At 50.0% G+C, this 18,290-nt stretch carries 14 protein-coding genes and 1 pseudogene; 7 read left to right on the forward strand and 8 right to left on the reverse strand.

Annotated elements, in window-relative coordinates; translation table 11 throughout:
• Positions 1-7: 7 nt before the first annotated feature.
• Together ypdB and HV302_RS07345 are read right to left on the reverse strand one after the other, a co-directional pair.
• Positions 8-742: a two-component system response regulator YpdB gene (ypdB, locus tag HV302_RS07340; RefSeq protein ID WP_181221362.1), complete on the reverse strand. Its 735-nt coding sequence runs from the start codon at positions 740-742 to the stop codon at positions 8-10.
• A gap of 14 nt (positions 743-756) precedes the next feature.
• Positions 757-2,454 (reverse strand): sensor histidine kinase, encoded by a 1,698-nt coding sequence (locus HV302_RS07345; protein WP_181627105.1) that lies wholly within the window; start codon positions 2,452-2,454, stop codon positions 757-759.
• A 387-nt stretch (positions 2,455-2,841) separates the two neighbouring features.
• Here HV302_RS07345 and alaC point away from each other — a divergent pair, with 387 nt between their 5' ends.
• Complete coding sequence (gene alaC / locus HV302_RS07350; protein ID WP_016153894.1) at positions 2,842-4,080, forward strand: alanine transaminase; 1,239 nt, start codon at positions 2,842-2,844, stop codon at positions 4,078-4,080.
• 66 nt (positions 4,081-4,146) lie between these two features.
• Here the strand turns inward: alaC and ypdK are convergent, their stop codons facing one another.
• Positions 4,147-4,218, reverse strand: coding sequence for a membrane protein YpdK (gene ypdK, locus HV302_RS07355; RefSeq protein WP_010723117.1), 72 nt, complete (start codon positions 4,216-4,218; stop codon positions 4,147-4,149).
• A 343-nt stretch (positions 4,219-4,561) separates the two neighbouring features.
• Between ypdK and HV302_RS07360 the strand changes: the two genes are divergently transcribed.
• Positions 4,562-5,176, forward strand: a complete 615-nt coding sequence (locus tag HV302_RS07360; RefSeq protein WP_016153893.1) for a lysozyme inhibitor LprI family protein — start codon at positions 4,562-4,564, stop codon at positions 5,174-5,176.
• A gap of 41 nt (positions 5,177-5,217) precedes the next feature.
• On the opposite strand, the gene lpxP is transcribed toward HV302_RS07360, so the two are convergent.
• Entirely contained in the window at positions 5,218-6,138 is a 921-nt protein-coding gene (lpxP, locus tag HV302_RS07365; RefSeq protein ID WP_016157070.1) for a kdo(2)-lipid IV(A) palmitoleoyltransferase, read from the reverse strand.
• Positions 6,139-6,580: 442 nt separating this feature from the next.
• Between lpxP and HV302_RS07370 the strand changes: the two genes are divergently transcribed.
• Positions 6,581-6,823, forward strand: a complete 243-nt coding sequence (locus HV302_RS07370; protein WP_016153891.1) for a DUF2545 family protein — start codon at positions 6,581-6,583, stop codon at positions 6,821-6,823.
• A gap of 83 nt (positions 6,824-6,906) precedes the next feature.
• On the opposite strand, the gene pgtP is transcribed toward HV302_RS07370, so the two are convergent.
• Complete coding sequence (gene pgtP, locus HV302_RS07375; RefSeq protein WP_016153890.1) at positions 6,907-8,298, reverse strand: phosphoglycerate transporter PgtP; 1,392 nt, start codon at positions 8,296-8,298, stop codon at positions 6,907-6,909.
• A 421-nt stretch (positions 8,299-8,719) separates the two neighbouring features.
• Here pgtP and pgtC point away from each other — a divergent pair, with 421 nt between their 5' ends.
• From pgtC to pgtA, 3 genes are read left to right on the forward strand one after another with little or no spacing between them, the layout of a single operon-like run.
• The gene (gene pgtC / locus HV302_RS07380) at positions 8,720-9,913 is read left to right on the forward strand and encodes a phosphoglycerate transport regulator PgtC (RefSeq protein ID WP_419095938.1); all 1,194 of its coding nucleotides are present in this window, start codon (positions 8,720-8,722) and stop codon (positions 9,911-9,913) included.
• Between the two features lie 11 nt (positions 9,914-9,924).
• Complete coding sequence (gene pgtB, locus HV302_RS07385; RefSeq protein WP_181627445.1) at positions 9,925-11,919, forward strand: two-component system sensor histidine kinase PgtB; 1,995 nt, start codon at positions 9,925-9,927, stop codon at positions 11,917-11,919.
• The gene (pgtA, locus tag HV302_RS07390; RefSeq protein WP_181627106.1) at positions 11,909-13,156 is read left to right on the forward strand and encodes a two-component system response regulator PgtA; all 1,248 of its coding nucleotides are present in this window, start codon (positions 11,909-11,911) and stop codon (positions 13,154-13,156) included. Before pgtB ends, pgtA begins: the two co-directional genes overlap by 11 nt.
• Positions 13,157-13,260: 104 nt before the next feature.
• On the opposite strand, the gene HV302_RS07395 is transcribed toward pgtA, so the two are convergent.
• Positions 13,261-13,800 carry a DUF2058 domain-containing protein gene (locus tag HV302_RS07395; protein WP_016157066.1) on the reverse strand — a complete coding sequence of 180 codons (540 nt, stop codon included), beginning with the start codon at positions 13,798-13,800 and terminating at the stop codon, positions 13,261-13,263.
• Positions 13,801-14,174: 374 nt separating this feature from the next.
• Here HV302_RS07395 and HV302_RS07400 point away from each other — a divergent pair.
• Positions 14,175-15,662, forward strand: a pseudogene (locus HV302_RS07400) (methyl-accepting chemotaxis protein); the annotation flags it as partial.
• Here HV302_RS07400 and HV302_RS07405 read toward each other — a convergent pair.
• Together HV302_RS07405 and HV302_RS07410 are read right to left on the reverse strand one after the other, a co-directional pair.
• Positions 15,652-16,820, reverse strand: a protein-coding gene (locus HV302_RS07405; RefSeq protein ID WP_094461488.1) for an IS3-like element IS911 family transposase whose coding sequence is annotated in 2 segments (ribosomal slippage) — positions 15,652-16,571 and positions 16,571-16,820 — 1,170 coding nt in all. Because the reading frame shifts where the segments join, the coding sequence is not laid out codon by codon here. The pseudogene HV302_RS07400 and the gene HV302_RS07405 sit on opposite strands and share 11 nt — an antisense overlap.
• 203 nt (positions 16,821-17,023) lie before the next feature.
• The gene (locus HV302_RS07410; RefSeq protein ID WP_137351907.1) at positions 17,024-18,055 is read right to left on the reverse strand and encodes an isoaspartyl peptidase/L-asparaginase family protein; all 1,032 of its coding nucleotides are present in this window, start codon (positions 18,053-18,055) and stop codon (positions 17,024-17,026) included.
• Positions 18,056-18,290 lie beyond the last annotated feature (235 nt).

The raw sequence follows: 18,290 nt of genomic DNA on the forward strand, positions 1-18,290 counted from the left end.
CTCTGCGCTATAAGTGCATTAACTGCCTGAACTCTTTCACTTTACTCCGACTCACCGGGATTTCAAATTCCAGATCTTTTAAGCGCAAAATGTAGGTGTTGTTAAACCAGGGTTCGATCTCGCGGATTTTATTCAGATTCACACAGAACGAGCGGTGGCAGCGGAAGAAATGCGAAGCAGGCAATTTGCTGCAAAATTCAGTGATGTTCATCGGCATCACGTACGATTCGCGCCGGGTGTAGACAAACGTCATCTTTTCATGGGCTTCTGCGTAGTAGATGTCGTTGATCGGGGTCACGATGATCCGCTCATCTTTGATCAGATTGATCGTATCGTTTTCGCGGGTCACCGGACTGGCAGGCGAGGTTCCCGTTTGCTGTTGCTGCCAGGCTGCTTCCAGCTTTTGCAGCATGCCGACGATGCGTGATTCCTGATACGGCTTCAGGATGTAGTCAAAAGCCTCCAGTTCAAAGGCTTCAACAGCGTGCTCTTTCCACGCGGTAATAAAGATAATAAAGGGCTTGTGCGCGAACTGGCTGATGTTTTGCGCCAACAGGACGCCATCCAGCGAGGGAATATTGATATCCAGAAAAATGGCGTCAACGCGGTTGTGCTGGAGATATTTCAGCACGTCCAGACCGTCGTCAAATGTGCCGACAATCTCCATCTGGCTGTGCTCTTTTATCAGCCAGCTAAGTTCCTGTTGGGCCAGGAATTCATCTTCAACAATGATGACTTTCACGACTTCACTCCTGGTTAAAGCAACAATGTGACCGGTGCGGCTGCGGGCGAGTGCTGATTAGGCACATAAAAGGCAATCTCTGTGCCTGGCTCCAGACGGCGGATATGGAGGCCCTCGCCGTAGAGCAGCTTAACGCGATGATGCACATTTAACAGACCAATTTTATTGCCCGGCATTTCATTGGATTCGACCCGTTCAATCACTTTTGGATCGATGCCGTGGCCCGTATCCCGCACGGCAATCCGTACCCGATTACCGCACTCCGCAACGCTGATGGTGACCACCCCTTTTCCTTTGCAGGGCTGAATCCCATGGACGATAGCGTTCTCTACCAGCGGCTGAATCAGCAGGCTGGGAATATAACAGCTTACCTCTTCATCGATATCATAAATAACAGTCAGCTTGTCGCCAAAACGGGCCTGTTCGATGGCGATGTAATCCTTGATTTGATACAGCTCTTTTTTGATGTCGATCTGCTCATCGTCTTTTAATTCAATATTATAGCGAAGATAGCGCGATAAATTAAAAATCAGCTGGCGCGCTGTGTCTGGATTCAGTCGCACCGACGATGAAATTGCGTTCAGGGCGTTAAACAGGAAATGGGGATTTATTTTACTTTGTAGCGCACGCAGCTCTGCCTTATTTGCCATTTCGCGTAGCTGCTCCGCCCGGGAGACTTCCAGCTGAGTCGAGATAATTTGCGACAGGCCGATGGCCATTTCTTGTAGTGAGGAGGTTATCTGGTGGGCGTGACAGTAGTAGATTTTTAGCGTACCGGTGACAACACCTTTCTCCCAAAGCGGAATCACCAGCATGGAGTGTATTTCCGGCGTACGGTGCGCTTCATCATTGTTTTTAATGATGATTTTTCCGTAATTGATCGCCTGTTGCGTAGTCGGACTGACGAAATCATCATTATCGCGGTAGTTAAGTTCACCCACGCCAACGTAGGCCAGCACGTGCTGGGTGTTGGTAATAGCGACGGCATCAGAATGGATATCATGGCGAATAATTTCGCACACCTGGCGAAGCGATTCGCTATTGACCTGGCGAAAAAGCGGCAGAGTTTTGTTGGCGATATCCAGAGCCAGCTTAGCCTGCTTCGCGGCGCTGGCTTCTTTCTCGCCTTCCACGCTTTGCACCAGCATGACGATAAAACCAATGCAGACACTACCAAGAATCATTGGGATGCCGATCTTCGAGACGATATCCAGCCCCAGTTCGGTGGTGGGCGCCCAGGCGACGACGAGGATCATGGTCAGAGATTCGCACAGCATTCCGCCTAAAATACCCGCACGCCAGTGCTGCGCTTTGGGGATCCTACGGTTGATCCAGCCGGCAATGCAGCCTGCCAGAATGCTGGTGATAAAGCAGGGCAGGGCGGTTACGCCGCCGATGTCGATCAGGTAGCGGTGGGTGCCCGCGATCAGGCCTGTAATGATACCGACCCAGGGACCGAACAGAATTCCCCCTGACATGACGGCGATAATACGTACGTTAACCAGTGAGCCTTCAACCGGTACGCCGGACCAGGTACTGAACAGGGCAAACATTGAGAAAATCGCGGTAACGGCGAGCAGCTCTTTCGGGGAGTGGGCTGACTTGTGCAACAGTTCGCGAAACAGGCGGATACGAATCAGGAAAAACAGACAGAACAGCATCAGTGCTGCCCGGTCGAATACCGCCAGCAGCATATTGAATATTTCGTGCACGGGTGACTCTTGCGCAAGGGTTAAACCTCTATGATAGGTAACCTGAGGCTGGATGACCAGCACCCGCGCAGCCTGTGGCTAATGGGGAAAAACCTTAATATTAAAAGGGGATTGTTGCATGATTGTTGTATTTACAATGCCTGTCCTGTCAATGGAGCGCGAAAAGTAATATGTTTAACAATAAAATGTTAAATGGTGGTAATTTTAAGCGGAGTGTGAAAAATTTTATTTCCTCATTTTTTCTGGCACTTCCTCTTTTATCTCAATAAAAAATATTTTGTTTTGCCTCTCGACAGAAGGAAATTATTCAGGCTATTTTCTAAACGTGCCACCATCGTGGCAGCGTCGCTCGGACGGTCCGGGCGCTAACGTTAATCTGAGGATATTATGGCTGACTCCCGCCCTGAACGTCGCTTTACGCGTATTGATCGCCTTCCCCCTTACGTTTTTAACATCACTGCTGAGCTAAAGATGGCTGCGCGTCGGCGCGGCGAAGATATTATCGATTTCAGCATGGGGAACCCGGATGGGGCCACGCCTCCTCACATCGTCGAAAAACTCTGTACCGTGGCGCAGCGCCCGGATACGCACGGTTACTCCACCTCGCGCGGCATTCCGCGTCTGCGTCGGGCGATTTCCCGTTGGTACCAGGAACGCTATGACGTTGAGATCGATCCGGAATCCGAAGCGATTGTGACGATTGGCTCGAAAGAAGGATTGGCGCACCTGATGCTGGCCACGCTGGATCACGGCGATACGGTCCTCGTACCGAACCCGAGCTATCCGATCCATATTTATGGCGCGGTGATTGCCGGCGCGCAGGTACGTTCAGTGCCGCTGGTCGAAGGCGTCGATTTCTTTAATGAGCTGGAGCGCGCGATTCGCGAAAGCTACCCGAAACCGAAGATGATGATCTTAGGTTTTCCCTCCAACCCGACTGCGCAGTGCGTCGAGCTGGAGTTCTTCGAAAAAGTTGTGGCCCTGGCTAAACGCTATGACGTGCTGGTGGTTCATGACCTGGCCTATGCCGATATCGTCTACGATGGCTGGAAAGCGCCGTCGATTATGGAGGTACCGGGCGCTCGTGATGTCGCGGTGGAGTTTTTCACCCTATCGAAAAGCTACAATATGGCGGGCTGGCGTATCGGTTTTATGGTAGGTAACAAAACGCTGGTGAACGCGCTGGCTCGAATTAAGAGCTATCACGATTATGGAACCTTTACTCCGTTGCAGGTTGCAGCAATCGCCGCGCTGGAAGGCGATCAGCAGTGCGTGCGGGATATTGCTGAGCAATATAAACGTCGTCGAGATGTGCTGGTTAAGGGGCTGCATGAAGCCGGGTGGATGGTCGAGATGCCCAAGGCCTCGATGTACGTTTGGGCGAAAATCCCAGAGCAATACGCCGCGATGGGATCACTTGAATTTGCCAAGAAACTGCTGAACGAGGCGAAGGTATGCGTTTCGCCGGGGATTGGTTTTGGTGATTATGGTGATACGCACGTGCGCTTTGCGTTAATTGAAAACCGCGACCGTACCCGCCAGGCGATCCGTGGCATCAAAGCAATGTTCCGCGCCGATGGCTTACTGCCTGCCAGTGCAAAATCGGCCACTGAAAGTACCGACTAACAACACGTTTCCCCAAAAGCAAACAGGAGCCATCAGGCTCCTGTTTTTTTTGCTGCGTCTTTTAATTTAGATCATCAGGGCGAAAGTACCGGCCCAAACGATGACCATAAAAGAAATGCCCATAAAGAAATATTTCACTTTTCATCTCTCCGCGTACCTGAGGTACGTCTAAATGAACATATGCTAACCTGACAGAGAGCTGATGCACGCGTAAACGAAATGGAGAATTCCCTTCGTTTGCTTGTCTGCATCACCTCAGAATTCTGAGCTTTTATGCTCCAGACGGCGCTAATGTACGCCTAAAAATGAGGTGAGACAAGGGGCATTTTTTTATTTAATTTTAATAACTTACAAGTGTCGTGATTCGGCGACAGTTTAATTTCTGTCGGTAATAAATTGCTATTGAGCGACGAAATGTTTACTCGGAGAATTCTCATATCTCCATGATGTTAATGCGGTTAATTTTTCGCGGAATGAGATTATGAAAAGGTTAAAAATGACCAGATTAATGATGTTAGCACTCGTTCTTACGCCAGTGACGTCGATGGCGGCCTCGCCGATGGCATTCAATTTCAGCTGCGCAAGTATTGGTGGTGTGAATAGTGATGGTAAAGGCAATATCTGGATTGATGGCACTAAGGCGACGGTAAAGGCCTTCAATGAAAATTACTGGGAAGCAAAAAGCGGTAACAATACCGTGTCTATCTCCCGTAAAGATGACGGGAATCCGGACGTTTCCTGGACCGGGCCTAATCGTAAGCACGGGATTTGCCTGCCTGAAGACAATATCGACTTTTCAGGGGCAAAGAAATCGACCAGCAACGGGCCTTCTTTTTCCTGTTCTGCGGTAGCAAAGGGCAGTATCGAAGAGGTTATCTGTCAAAGTCCTTCGCTCTCAGCCATGGATTTGGCATTGAACGGGGCCTACAAGCAGGCGCTGGTGAAATCGAGTAATAACCCGACGCTCAAAGCAGAGCAACGCGGCTGGGTGAAAGGGCGTAACGAATGCTGGAAAGAGCAGGATAAGCCAGCGTGTATAGCCCGTAACTACAATGAGCGAATGGCTGAATTACAGAACAAGTGGGGCGTGAAGTAATTCAGGCGCAGAAAAAAAGAAAGGCCTTTCGGCCTTTCTTTTTAGATATATAACGAGGCTTCACCCATCGGGCGAGTTTTGAAGCGACGGTGGATCCAGAGATACTGCTCGGGTGCGCGCATGATCTCTTTTTCGATAATTTTGTTCATATACGCCGCTGCCTGGCTTTCATCTGTTGGATAACCTTCCATTTCTGGCGTGATGAACAGGCGGTAACCGGAGTTATCTGCTTTTCTCACCATGGTTACGGTCAGCATCGCTGCGCCCGATAACCGTGACAGCACGTAAGTACCGTTGGTGGTCGCGACGTTTTTGACTGCGAAGAAGGGGGCGAATGAACTCCCTTTACGACCGTAGTCCTGATCGGGGGCAAACCATACTGCTTCCCCTTTTTTCAGGGCGCCGACAATACCGCGCAGATTATTTCTGCCGATCATGGCCTTGTTGGAGCGCATACGACCGCGGGTTTGGATCCACTCCATCAACTTATTGTTGTGCGGGCGATAGGTTGCCATCATCGGTTGGCAAAGTCCCATTACGCGACCACCCAACTCGAGTGACATAAAGTGTACGCCTACCACCATCACGCCACGGTTTTGCATCTGTGCGCGTTTCAGGTTGTCCAGCCCTTCTACATCAAACCATTTGCGTACCCGGCGATCCGGCCAGAACCAGGCCATACCCGTTTCAAGCAGGGCCATGCCGAGTGAACGGAAGTTCTCATCGACCAGTTTGTCTCTTTCTTCTTGCGACAGATTTGGGAAACAGAGTTCGAGATTTTTATGAGCAATAGATTCACGGCGCTTTAAAAATGGACGAGCCAGCGTTCCTGTACGGGTACCGAGAAAACACAACACGGGATAGGGAAGTTGTACCAGTAACCAGAGCACACCGACGCCAAACCATGTGAGCCAGTAGCGCGGATGCAAAAACGCGCGTGAAAATTTACATTGGGGGAACATAAGCACCTGTTGTTGATACGAAATAGGTGTATCGCGAAGATTCTTTAGTCTGCCGCTTTACAGTCTGTACTGATCGTTAGGCCGCCATGAACGACATTGGTTCCTGTAAAGAGTGTAAAACTGAGTCAGGACAAAACCAGGAAGGGGCATGAATGATCGGACGCTCAATGTACACCCGAATATTAATGTCAGCCAGAAATAATTACTCAAGATTCGTAAATGTTTTTACGGCGATTAAGGTCAAAAATGAGTCGATATATAATGCGTTGTTTTTATGACGATTAAATAAACGGCAGTCGAATAAATTATTAGTCAGCGATTGGGTGATTTTTGTAACGAAAATGTTGCTTAAATTGCGAACTATTGGGAATTGTCTTAGAATATAAATTCAAGGGAGTGTAAGGACTTACGTAAATTTTTACGGCAAACAGGAGGTATCGCTATGTTCTATTTTTGGATCTTTCTCGCGTTGAGCATTCTGAGCGTCAGTTGCTATATCTGGCAGGTTATGGGGGCTGCGGCGTCAATAAGTGCTTTTATCGGCATGGCCATACTCACGGCATTAATTTACGTTTTTACTATGCAGTTGACCAATGGTAACGAGATGGTTACCGGATTATTCCTTTTTCTTGCCCCAGCATGCGGTTTGATCATCCGCTTTATGGTGGGTTACGGTAAGCAATAAATTATCACGTTGAGCTATTTATTCTTTATCTGAATGTATTGAAGTGCCAGCGTCGCTGGCACTTTTTGCGAGACTGAAATCGGCTACCGGGCATCAGCCAACTGGAGTGACGCTTCCTCTTGCTGAGCGTTTTTCCGTTGTTGTTCGAGCTCCAGCGCGCCGCGATGGGAGAGGTAGCAGAACAGGATGCAGCATACAATCCCGCCCATCAACAGATAGAAGCCGCCATGCCATCCCATTTTATCGACCATCACGCCAAACAGGCTGGTTCCCAGCGATGCGCCAAAAATGTAGCTCATGAATCCGCGTAACCCTACCGCAGAACCTACTGCGAAGCTGGGGACGATTTCCATGGTCTGAACGGAGGCCAGGAACTGCGGAACATAAATCAGGCAACCCACGATGGCGGCAAAAATAGTGACCATCAGCAGCGATTCACTTTTCCAGTAACCGATCAGGCAGACGAAAATCAGCGCCATACAGATCATGGCCAGCGGCATGCGACGGCCTTTAAACAGTTTATCGGTGAGCCAACCCGCCAGTAATGTGGAAGGAATTGCCGCCCATTCGAAAAACAGAAAAGCTATGCTCATTTGCTCTTTCGAGAAATGTTTTTCGGTTAATAAATAAATTGGCAGCCAGCTAATCATACCAAAACGCACCATATAGACAAAAACGTCTACCAGTGAAACATACCAGGCATTTTTATTACGCAATACATAGGTGCAGAAGATCTGGAAGGCACTCATATTTTCTGGCGCCTGGACAGCGTGTCGGGAATTTAATACGACTTTTTCTTCCGGCATCATTTGTTCCAGAGCCGGTAAACCCTCCTGGCGTGGTGAACCTTTCCCCAGCATCAGCACAATAAAAGCAAACAGTACGGCAACACAGGCCGGAACAATATAGCTGGCGCTTTGCCAGTGTTCACTCCCCAAAATGGCAAACGCGGCGCCAACAATCGGGGCGACAATACCACCGCCAACGTTGTGTGAGATATTCCAGAATGCGCCAACGCGTCCACGTTCTTTACGTGGAAACCAGTTAGCGATGGTAATAAATGAAGGGCCAACGCCCATCCCCTGAAACAAACCGTTGAAAACGACCAACGCGGCGAATATCCAGAATCCGGTACTGAACCCCAGGCCTACGTTGACGATAGCGCACAGGATCAGGCCACATGCCATGAAGACTTTCGGGCTGGCCTTGTCTGCCAGACTGCTCATAATGCCTTTACTGATCCCATAGGCAATAAGCATGCAGCTGCTGAGTAAACCAATCTGCGTAGCGCTGAGATCCAGATGCTCCTTCAGGTATGGAGTCGAAAGCGTGAAGTTATTGCGCACAATATAGTACGCAAGATAGCCAAGAAATACGCTGAGTAATGCCTGAATGCGGTATCGGCCATAAGTTGCCTGGACTTTCTCCGCCGGGACTTTATTCGCCGCTGGTCCTGCCTTAAATATTGATAACATATCATCACCTAATTTTTTATTGATGTGAATATCAGGATTTTTCGCAGTGAAGAGTGAAATAGACGGCAAAGAAACTCAAGTTGATGAAATGTGTCACTATTGACTCAATTCTCGGGCGGCGTGGCAGATTTTGACTCTTTTTTAATAATGGATTTTCAATTCTATTCTTTCACGGGCATTTTTATCATCGGCGTGTGCGGGTATTAACAAATTCAGGCTGCATTTTCGGGTATTCTTTACTGATGTCGTCACTTTCCGTTTGGTTATTCTACGAATAACCTTATTCTTCCCCCCAGCGGTGATAAACGGGTAAGTTTTGTCTCAATATTATTTTTTGTACATGTTGGTATTTATGAACGGGATCACAAACAGACTGTTGGGCCGGGGACGTTTTTGGGCATTCTTGCTCTGTTTTATGTCGCTGTCGGCGAGCTGCCAGGTCCTGGGTAAAGAGCTGGTGATGGCGACCACCTTTTCCCCAGGGGCCACGGCCTGGATTATCCAGCGCTGGCAGACGGAGCCAGGGTCAGTGATGATTCGCACGTTAAACCGGACCAGCGGTTCGCTGGAACAGTTGCTGGATACTGCGAATGCAGAAAACGTCGATCTGATTTTGACCTCATCACCCATGCTGTTGCAGCATCTTCAGGAGCATCAGAAGCTGGCTCCTTTCGATAATGCGCTGCCAGAAAGCCAGCGGCTGGTGCCAGACTCGATTCGCTCGACCTCCGTGGCAGTGGCGATATCAGGGTTTGGCCTGTTGATTAATCGTTCTGCGCTGGCAGCGCGGCATCTTCCGCCGCCTGCCGACTGGGGGGATTTAACGCAGCCTAAATATCAGAACGCGCTGTTGATGAGTAGCCCGTCGCGTTCCGATACCAACCACCTGATGGTTGAGTCGCTGCTGCAACAGAAAGGGTGGGAAGAGGGCTGGGCGACGCTGTTGGCCAGCGCCGGTAACCTGGTAACGATTTCATCACGCAGTTTTGGCGTGGCCGACAAAATTAAGAGCGGTCTGGGCGTAGCGGGGCCGGTCATTGATAACTATGCCAACCTGTTGCTTAACGATCCGCACCTTACTTTTACCTATTTCCCTCGCTCGGCGGTGTCACCCACCTATGTTGCCGTACTCAAGAATAGCCAGCACCCCAACGAAGCGCGTCGCTTTATCCGCTATCTGTTAAGCCCGGAAGGACAGCGGATCCTTGCGGATGCGAACACGGGGAAATATCCGGTCACGCAGCTCGCGCCTGATAACCCACGCGCCGCTCAGCAGGCTATTTTGATGAGCCAGCCCGCGCTTAATTATCGGCTGATCCTTAAGCGGCAACAGCTGGTGCAGCGGATGTTTGATACCGCCATCAGTTTTCGACTCGCGCAGCTGAAAGATGCCTGGCGGGCGCTATACAGTGCGGAAGCGCGCCTGAAACGCCCGCTACCCGAAATCAGAGCATTACTGACCAGCGTCCCGATAGATGCCAGAAGTAGTGAAGATGAGGACTGGCTTGCGCAATTTGAGAATAAAAGCGTAGCCGAACAGCAGATGATGGAGTGGCAGCTCTGGTTTCTTAAAAATCAGCGTCAGGCGATATCCAAACTGGAAGAGTTAAAATGAAAGGTGGTTCGATACTGCAACGCCTGCGCCAGCTCAGCATCAGCAGTAGCCTGCGGGGAGCGTTTCTGACGGGCGCATTACTGACGTTGAGCGTAAGCTGCGTCAGTTTGTACTCCTGGCATGAGCAGAGCTCGCAGATACGCTATTCACTTGATGATTACTTCCCGCGCGTACATTCCGCTTTTTTGATAGAAGGAAATCTCAACCTGGTTGTGGATCAGCTTAATGAATTCCTGTTGGCCCCCAACACCATGGTAAGGCTGCAACTGCGCAATCAAATTATTTCTCATCTGGACAAAATTGAGGTGCTGAGCCGGGGATTACAATCGGCAGAACAACAGCAGTTGGCGGTGATTTTGCAAGACAGTCGGGCGCTGATGGCGGAGCTGGACCGGGTGCTCTACAACATGTTCCTCGTGCGCGAAAAGGTGAGTGAACTCTCCGCGCGCATCGACTGGCTACATGATGATTTTACTACCGAGCTGAATTCGCTGGTGCAGGATTTTACCTGGCAGCAGGGGACGTTGCTGGATCAAATTGAGGCCAAAAACGGCGATGCAGCGCAGTATCTCAAACGTGCCAGAGAAGTACAAAACGAGCAGCAGCAGGTTTACACCCTGGCAAGAATTGAAAATCAGATCGTGGATGATTTACGCGACAGGCTCAATGACCTGAAGTCGGGTAGCGACGACGGAATGCTGGTGGAGAATCATATCCGCTATCTGGAGAATCTGAAGAAAACGGCCGATGAAAATATTCGTACCCTCGATGACTGGCCCAGTACTATCACCCTGCGGCAAACCATTGATGAGTTACTGGAAATCGGGATGATGAAAAATAAAATGCCCGATACCATGCGCGATTATGTCGCCGCGCAAAAAGCGCTCGTTGATGCTAACCATGCCAGAGAGGCAACGCTCGGGCGCTTTCGGACACTGCTTGAGGCGCAGTTGGGGAGTAGCCATCAGCAAATGCAGATGTTTAACCAGCGACTGGAACAAATTGTTCGCGTCAGCGGTGGACTTATTCTGCTGGCGACGCTGCTGGCGCTACTTCTCGCCTGGGGGCTCAACCATTACTTTATTCGTTCGCGTCTGGTGAAGCGTTTTACCGCACTCAACCAGGCCGTGGTGCAAATTGGTCTTGGCAGAACGGATGCCACCATCCCGGTTTATGGGCGCGATGAGCTCGGGCGCATCGCAGGATTGCTGCGCCATACTCTGGGCCAGTTGAGTGCGCAAAAAAATCAGCTGGAGCAGGAAGTGACAGAGCGCAAGGAGATTGAGTCCGATCTCCGGGCAACGCAGGATGAACTGATCCAGACGGCAAAACTGGCAGTGGTTGGACAGACCATGACCACGCTGGCGCACGAGATTAACCAACCGCTGAATGCGCTGTCGATGTACCTGTTTACGGCGGGAAGGGCAATTGAACAAGGACAATCCGCTCAGGCCAGAAGTACATTAACCAAAGCGGAGGGGCTGATTACCCGTATTGATGCCATTATCCGTTCGCTGCGTCAGTTTGCACGTCGGGCTGAGCCGGGCGCGCCTTTGCATCCGGTCGATCTGCGACAAACATTCAGCGCCGCCTGGGAACTGTTGGCCATGCGGCATAAGCCTCAGCAGGGTACGCTGACGCTTCCAGCCCAGAGTGTATGGGTGACAGGTGATGAAGTGCGTATTCAGCAGGTGCTGGTAAACGTACTGGCAAATGCGCTGGATGCCAGTCCGACTGGCGCGCAAATAGAGGTTCACTGGCAGGCTGAGGGCAGCCGATTGTGCGTCTTTGTCTGCGATAACGGCCCCGGCTGGCCTGAGGCGTTATTGCCATCACTGTTAAAGCCGTTTACCACCAGTAAGGATGTGGGGCTCGGTATTGGCTTATCGATTTGTGTATCGTTAATGGGGCAAATGAACGGCGAGCTGCGCCTGGCATCGACACCGGGGCGTAATGCCTGCGTCGTTCTGCAATTTAATCTGACGGATGTAAACGATGTTGTGTGATGACTATTCTGTTCTGCTGATTGATGATGATGCCGATGTTCTCGACGCTTACACTCTGTTGCTTGAACAAGAGGGGTACCGTGTTTACGCATGCAATAACCCTTTTGATGCCCGAAACTGGCTGCAGGCCGACTGGTCGGGGATTGTTCTGAGCGACGTGTGTATGCCTGGCTGCAATGGAATAGACCTGATGACGTTGTTTCATCAGGATGATAATCAGTTGCCAATCCTGCTTATCACCGGGCATGGCGATGTCCCGATGGCGGTGGAGGCAGTAAAGAAAGGCGCATGGGACTTTCTGCAAAAACCGGTCGACCCCGGCAAACTGCTGTCGCTGGCAGAGGATGCACTGCGTCAGAGAAAATCCGTGATTGCCCGTCGCCATTATTGCCAGCAAAAACTTCAGGTTGAACTGCTCGGCTACAGCGACTGGGTCAATCAGTATCGTCAACGTCTGCAACACCTGGCGGAAACGGATATTGCCGTCTGGTTTTATGGCGAGCCCGGGACAGGACGTATGACCGGAGCCCGGTATTTGCATCAGCTTGGGCGCAGCGCTGATGGGCCGTTTATCCGCGGTGAACTGACGCCCGGGAACGCGGGACTACTCAATGACCTTATTGCACAGGCGCAAGGAGGAACGCTGGTCCTGAGCCATATTGAATGCCTGACGCGTGAACAGCAGCACCATCTGGTGCATCTACAAAGCCAGGAGCGGCGTCCGTTTCGTCTGATAGGCATTGGTGACACATCGTTAGTGGAACTGGCGGCAACCAACCAGATTGTGGCCGAACTCTACTACTGTTTTGCGATGACGCAAATCGGTTGTCAGCCGCTGTCACAGCGTCCGGATGATATTGAGCCGCTGTTTCGTCATTACCTGCAGAAAGCCTGTCTGCGCCTGAACCATCCCGTGCCCGAGGTTGAAGGGGAGTTACTGAAAGGCATGCGGCGCCGCGTGTGGTTAAGTAATGTCCGGGAACTGGCGAATGCCGCCGAGCTTTTTGCCGTTGGGCTACTCCCGCTGGCTGAAACCGCGAATCCGCAGCTGCATCTGCCTGAACCAACACCGCTCGATCGGCGGGTTGAAGAGTACGAGCGACAGATCATTACTGAAGCGCTAAATATTCATCAGGGGCGCATTAATGAAGTGGCGGAGTATTTACAAATCCCGCGTAAAAAATTGTATTTACGCATGAGAAAATACGGGCTGAGCAAAGAACACTATAAGTTTTAGTCGACAGAATTGGGGGAGAAGGGACGTCGAGAGTATTTCGGTGGCGGCGTTGGCGTTCACCGAAATAGGCAACGGAAGTCCGGGTGATTATCTGGTTGTTTTTCTTACCACATCAAATCATCAGGGATGACAAAATCAGCATACGGATCGTCTTCGTCCTTCGCTTCCTGGCTCAGCTCGCAATTTAAAACAATATAACTTGCATCGCGCTGCGCAATCTTGTCGGCGACGACAGCCGGGATAATGGCGTATTCGCTATCGTTGCCGCTTTCAGCCGTGAGTCGGGCAATGGCCAGACGGCCCTTGATCAACTGAGACTGAGTCACCTTATCAACATAGACTTTTTTGATCAGGTTATTATCAGTAAAGTTGTAACCAATATCGCCACGGGTAATGGTGATTTTATTCATTTCAATCAGTTGCTTGATCTGGGCTTTATATTCTTTAGACAGCGCGGCCTGTTTCTGCTGTTCGCTGAGCTGCTTGTCGCGCTCAATTTGCGCTTTTTTATTCTCTTCAACCGCTTCTCTGGCTTCGCGAGCCTGAACGCGCGATTTCTTCGCCGTTCTTTGCACTTTGGCCACTTTTTTGCTGCTGACCAGACCTGCCTTAAGCATCTGTTCTTGTAGGGTAAGTTTTGTCATCGTCGCTTCTAATCCAATAAAATCGTTGTCAGGATTATAACCTTAACGTTCGGCGGGATGCCAGAAAATGGCCGTGCCACGACGGTTATCTCCAGTAGGTGTCACTGTTCTGTGTCTTACTCCCTTTCCGAATCGTGTTGATAGTTAACCCGTTTTTTAATAAGAAATAATATGCTGAATGATTTAACTAACTTGAGAATAGATATCATAAATATAAATATTCTAGTGATTTATCCTGATTGTCATAATCAAATAGAGTTATTTTGGCAGGTATTTAATCTAAAAAACAATCAGTTGTCTCTTGATCAAATTTAAAGTGCAGCCTCATTGCGCCGATAACCATAATGAAAATATGGACAATGGAGGGAAGTGGCATGTGGTGGGTTTATCGAATGCCGATGAAAATGAAGTTAATAATCGCGCTACAACCACTATTATTGGCGTTATGTTGGTTTGCTGGTTCAGGAATATTGACGCGCATTGAGACAGAACGGCAGATGGAAAATATTGCTCAACTGACAGCGCTCGCGCGTAGTGCCGGAAATGTGGTGCATGAGCTGCAAAAAGAACGGGGAATGAGCGTCGGATTTCTGGGGGCAGAAGGGAAGACGTTCAAAGATGAGTTAACCGCGCAGCGGGCTTTAACCGATCGCGAGATCGAGGTCTTTGTGCGTTCACTGTCCGATACTGCATTACCAGAAGGGGATGCCGCCAATTCTGTCACCACGTTTAAGAAAAACATTCTGTCGCTTGCCACCATCCGGGAAAACGTCACGCGATTGGGGCTTCCGGCCTCCGATGTCGTTAAGTTTTATACTAATGTCATTGCTGATGTGCTGAGTTTTGTGGGCAGGTTGGGACAGTTGACGGATTCAGGCGAGATGGCGAACGCATTCGCCGCCTACTACAACTTGCTGAATTTGAAAGAACAGGCAGGTATTGAACGCGCGCTGCTGTCAAATATCTTTTCCTCCGGTCATTTCGCCGAGGGGCAGTTACATCAACTCAGTGATGTCGTCAGTAAACAGAACGTCTGGCTGGCACAATCGTTGCGTCTGAGCCCTCCGGAACAGGCGGCCATGCTGGAAAGCCGCTTACAGTCCACAGAAGCGTCAAAAGCCCTCTCATTTCGCGAAACCGCGTTTAGTCATGCCGCGAACGGTGGATTTGATGTCGATCCTACTGTCTGGTTCAAGGTTCAAACCCAGCGTATTGAAGTGATGCGGCAGATAGAAGATGTGACGGCGAATCTTCTGTTAGCGAATGCGGAAAAACTCGCGCAGGATGCACGAAAAAACTGGCAAATATATATGATTGTCAGCTTGTTAGCGCTCCTGGCATCATTGGCGTTCGCAGGGGCAATCGCTATCAATATGCATCGTCAATTTAGTGACACGCTCCGCAAGATTGCGGGTATGAACGGCGATCTGACTCAACGACTGGCGACCCCAGGGAAAGATGAGCTTTCCTCACTTAATCGCGCCTATAACACGATGCTGGAAAGTATTCAGCATATCGTCCAGGAGATTAAACAAGGCTCCGTGGTTTTATCCGATGCCAGCAGCAGTATTACGGCGGGTAATCAGGACCTGGCCCAACGCACGGATGAACAGGCAGCATCAATAGTACAAGCGGTGGCCAGTATGGAACAGCTCTCCACGACGATTACGCAAACGGCGGACAATGCCCGCGAAGCGGAGCATCTGACAATCAGGCTGGAAAAAGAGGTCCGCCAGGCCAGTAACGTCGCCAGTGCGGCAAATCAGAGCATGGGGGATATTCGCTCTTCCAGTGAGAAAATCTCGAATATTGTGACCTCGATAGACGATATTTCGTTTCAGACTGAAGTGGTCAACAAAAACTGGCCACCGAGTTAGAGTTTTTCCAGTATCGATTTTCCGATTCGTTTGGGGGTAACCCACCGTTATATTCGTGCGGTCTTAGTGCGCTGTAATATCCAACGATATAATCCGTTATGGCGTGAGCTGCCTCGCTGAAGCTTACGTAACCCACCACCGGTATCCATTCGTTCTTCAGACTTCTGAAGAAGCGTTCCATTGGGCTGTTATCCCAGCAATTTCCGCGCCGGCTCATACTCTGCCTGATCTGGTATCGCCACAATAACTGCCGGAACTGCCTGCTCGTATAATGACTGCCCTGATCGCTGTGGAACATCACCCCGCCGGGCTTACCACGGGTTTCCCATGCCATTTCCAGCGCTTTCATGGTGAGCCTGCTGTCCGGCGAGAACGACATGGCCCAGCCCACTGGTTTTCTTGCGAACAGGTCGAGAACAACGGCGAGGTACGCCCAGCGCTTACCCGTCCAGATATAGGTCACATCACCGCACCACACCTGATTTGGCTCGGTCACGGCGAACTGCCGTTCAAGGTAGTTAGGGATAGCAACATGTTCATGACCACCACGTTTATACCGGTGAGTCGGCTGCTGACAGCTGACCAGCCCCAGCTCTTTCATGAGCCTGCCAGCAAGCCAGCGTCCCATCTGGTAGCCTCTCCGGGTTGCCATTGTGGCGATGCTTCTTGCTCCGGCCGAACCGTGGCTGATGCCATGTAGCTCAAGTACCTGACTGCGTAATACAGCCCGTCTGCCGTCTGGTTTTTCAGGACGGTTTTTCCAGTATCTGTAGCTGCTGCGATGAACCCCGAACACATGGCAGAGTGTGACCACAGGATAATGCGCTCTGAGTTTCCCGATTATCGAGAACTGTTCAGGGAGTCTGACATCAAGAGCGCGGTAGCCTTTTTTAATATTTCATTCTCCATTTCAATGCGTTGTAGCTTTTTCCTCAGCTCACGTATTTCGATTTGTTCTGGTGTTATCGGAGAGGCTTTTGGTGTTTTGCCCTGACGCTCATCACGCAGTTGTTTGACCCATCTTGTCATTGTGGAAAGGCCAACATCCATAGCTTTGGCGGCATCTGCCACCGTGTAGTTCTGGTCAACAACCAGTTGAGCGGATTCGCGTTTAAACTCTGCGCTGAAATTTCTTTTTTTCATTGGAGCACCTGTGTTGTTCTGAGGTGAGCATATCACCTCTGTTCAGGTGGCCAAATTCAGTGTGCCACTTCAACAGCCAGCGTCTGGACAATCTGTCTGTCACCATGAAGGGGCTGGTCAATCGTTTTGTTGTCTGACCTGACGCCGTTTAACCGACCCGGACAACATACCGGGTCGGTTCATCCCCTGGCGGGGAAATAGTATTAACGATAAATGGCTACAATGGGTTTTCCGTCATCGCCTATGGTTCCCCGGTACATACCTTCAGAGTTGAAGGACATGGTGTAATTACCGGCTTTATCAAGCACAATTACTCCACCGCTGCCATTCAGCGCCTTAACTTCATCCAGAGCATTCTGCGCTGCGTCTTTTAAAGGGGTATTGCGGTATTTCACCTGGGCTGCAATGTTATACGCGGTCAGCGTGCGGATAAACATTTCTCCTGAGCCGGTTGCGGATACCGCCACGGTTTCATTGTCGGCATAATTTCCTGCGCCAATGATAGGTGAATCCCCCACACGTCCGTAACGTTTGTTGGTCATTCCGCCTGTAGACGTTCCGGCAGCGAGATTACCGTCTTTATCCAGAGCAACAGCGCCGACAGTGCCATATTTATAGTCATACATCATCGGGTCAGCGAACAGGGCAGCGCTCTTTCCATCGTGATCAAGGAGCACTTTTTCTTTTTTGATTGCATTCTGTAATTGCTGCCAGCGAAAATCTGTTTTGAAATAAGCAGGATCAACGGTTGCGAGTCCCTGTTCTTTTGCAAAGGTATCCGCGCCTGTCGAGACCATGAGAACGTGCGGGCTTTGAGTCATAACGGCATACGCCGCATTAATTGGGTTTTTAACCGTGGTTACACCAGCAACGGCACCGGCTTTTCGGGTTTTCCCATCCATAATGGACGCATCCAGTTCATTGCGGCCATCGTGGGTAAACACGGCACCTTTACCTGCATTGAAGAGAGGAGAATCTTCCATCACATTAATCGCTTTCTGAACGGCTTCCAGGCTGCTACCGCCTTTATTCAGAACCGCATAACCTGCATTCAGAGCTTCAGTGAGTTTTTCTGTATACTGCTTTTCCTGTTCTGGTGTGATGGTATCTTTTGTAATGGTACCGGCACCACCATGGATCACCAGCCTTATCGGCGATTGCGCGTCTCCCCATGCGGGAGCTGTCAGTAAGGTACAAAGGGTCAAAGTAGCGATACTGGTCTTGATTCTGATCATATGAATAAATTCCTTTTTTCTGAGTGATGAATCATTTCCGATAATGTTTCTCATTACCGGTATTAATCAGCCTGTTTATGGAGAACTTATTCCTGACAAACTGGCTAAAGATTAATCATGGCTATACTTCAATAATCATAATTTTGGTTAATTGATTTTAGTCAAAATATATTTTTAATGATTGATTTATCAAAAAATGAAGCGTTTCCGCAGAAGTTTCTATCATTCCACTGAC

The organism is Citrobacter sp. RHBSTW-00859 (assembly GCF_013729795.1).
Taxonomy (GTDB): Bacteria; Pseudomonadota; Gammaproteobacteria; order Enterobacterales; family Enterobacteriaceae; genus Citrobacter; species Citrobacter braakii.